Below are 1,883 nucleotides of genomic sequence, written 5' to 3'. Positions count from 1 at the left end.
TCTGAAAACTGAAAAACGTTTTGATGGCAGTGTGATCAGCTACAGCTACAACAACGATAACCGGATGGCGAGCGCAGGTTCAGCACAGTACAGATACAACGCATTGGGCCAGCGGGTGTATAAAAAAGTAGGCAGTGTTGAAACGAGGTTTATCTATAGCCCACAAGGCCAGTTATTAGCCGAAGGCACCAGCAAACAGTACATTTATTTTAATGGTCAGGTGGTGGGTTATATTCTGAACAACCAGCTGTATTATGTGCACAACGACCATTTAGGCAGGCCTGAAGTGATCACCAATGCCAGCAAAGCGATAGTATGGCGGGCTAAGCTGGAGGCCNAACAACCAGCTGTATTATGTGCACAACGACCATTTAGGCAGGCCTGAAGTGATCACCAATGCCAGCAAAGCGATAGTATGGCGGGCTAAGCTGGAGGCCTTTGACCGCTCTGTGTTAAGTACAAGTATTGGCGAGTTTAATATCGGCTTTCCAGGACAATACTGGGACTCTGAAAAAGCCAGCTGGTACAACTACTTCAGGGATTATGATGCGACTTTAGGGCGCTATTTGCAGAGTGACCCTATTGGTTTGGCGGGTGGGTTGAATACTTATGGCTATGTGGAAGGGAATCCAATTATGAAATATGATCCTTTCGGTCTTTCAAGCTGCAAGTGCGAAACGGGAAAAGGAACCCCATCAAATAAAGACCTTGCTGGATATTCGTCAATGTCTTTAAGAAGTCTCACTATGTCTCAAGAGCAAGCCAACATGGCGAATGCAGGTAACTCTGATGTTGGCAAGCGATTCGCTGAGATTGGATGGATTGCAGGGGCTGGTGCCGCTAAGTTTCCACCGTTGTCGATTGTTGCGGCAACAGCGGGAGCTCTTTCGTATGGCATGAATTATGCCGTGCAATTTCATGCCGGTGACTATATACAAACAGAAGCACATATTAACTTCTCTACAGGTGGCTACTACCAGAGACAAAGCGGAGTTCTCAGTGGCAAGGCATTCGAAACGCCTTGGGTTAGTGGCTGTTTAGACGAATAATCGAGTTGTTTTTTTTGATAGGTGTAAGTAGCTTTACACCTATCGTATGGAGGTTCACATGTTTCGTTGTAAGACACTTTTTTTCAACTCTCTGACTTTTTTTATATCAGTTGTTATTCTGCAAAGTCATGGTGATGAGCTTTTTCTTACTGTTTTTCTACTTGCTTTTGGGTTATACGTGATTGGTTTTTTTAAAGTCGAAAATCGTACGTCTGAACTGAAACTAAGTATTTCGGAAACTTTGGTGTACTCATTTTTAGGTAGATTATTTGACCGAGTATTGGTAAGAGAAGTATCAATTTCTTTTGAAGTTGCTTATTTATTGTTAATGATTGGTGTTTTTTATTCCTTAGTAGCTTTCAATACGAATTCTGAGGTTGTACTAATCGTGAGCATTTTTTTTCCACCTTTTCTGACTAATATTTTCACTAAGTTGGGTTATTTTAAGTTTTATGATGCGTGATTAGAACTCAGGGTAAGGCCTTGTACCTTACCTCTGCTTTTCAATTTACACGGGATATAAATAATGCGTTTACGCTGAAAATAAGCGCATTTTAAGAATTCTGTATGCAATTGAAACGGAAGATGATGGTGCAGCTATTCCAGATGGGTCGGTGGCGTCACTCAACAGAGTCGGCAGTGATGGCATTGGCTCCACCAGTTACCAATTTAATGAATGGGGTTTATTAAGCAGCCAAACTCAAACCACTCTGGCAGCCAACTATGCCGGCAGCTGGAATGATGTGACCACCTGGGGTTACGACACTGTGGGCCGGGTTATCAGCCAAACCTATCCTGGTGGCAACAGGGTGAATTACTCTTATGCGGTCAATG

Annotated in this window: 3 protein-coding genes; all 3 read left to right on the top strand. The window is 43.1% G+C overall.

The window, feature by feature from the left end; all coding sequences use genetic code 11:
• Window positions 1-64 precede the first annotated feature (64 nt).
• A complete protein-coding gene (locus tag EMM73_RS20435; protein ID WP_458351836.1) occupies window positions 65-385 on the top strand; it encodes an RHS domain-containing protein in 321 nt (106 codons plus the stop codon).
• A 1-nt stretch (window position 386) separates the two neighbouring features.
• Complete coding sequence (locus EMM73_RS20430) at window positions 387-1,049, top strand: RHS repeat-associated core domain-containing protein (RefSeq protein WP_261373504.1); 663 nt, start codon at window positions 387-389, stop codon at window positions 1,047-1,049.
• A 614-nt stretch (window positions 1,050-1,663) separates the two neighbouring features.
• Window positions 1,664-1,883: hypothetical protein (locus tag EMM73_RS19695; protein WP_145987577.1), on the top strand; the 220-nt coding region annotated here is incomplete at its 3' end.

The organism is Rheinheimera sediminis (genome assembly GCF_004005375.1).
In the GTDB taxonomy this organism is placed as follows: Bacteria; Pseudomonadota; Gammaproteobacteria; order Enterobacterales; family Alteromonadaceae; genus Pararheinheimera.
The sequence above is the reverse complement of the archived record's forward strand: the minus strand, read 5'-3'. Positions and strand labels throughout refer to the sequence as shown.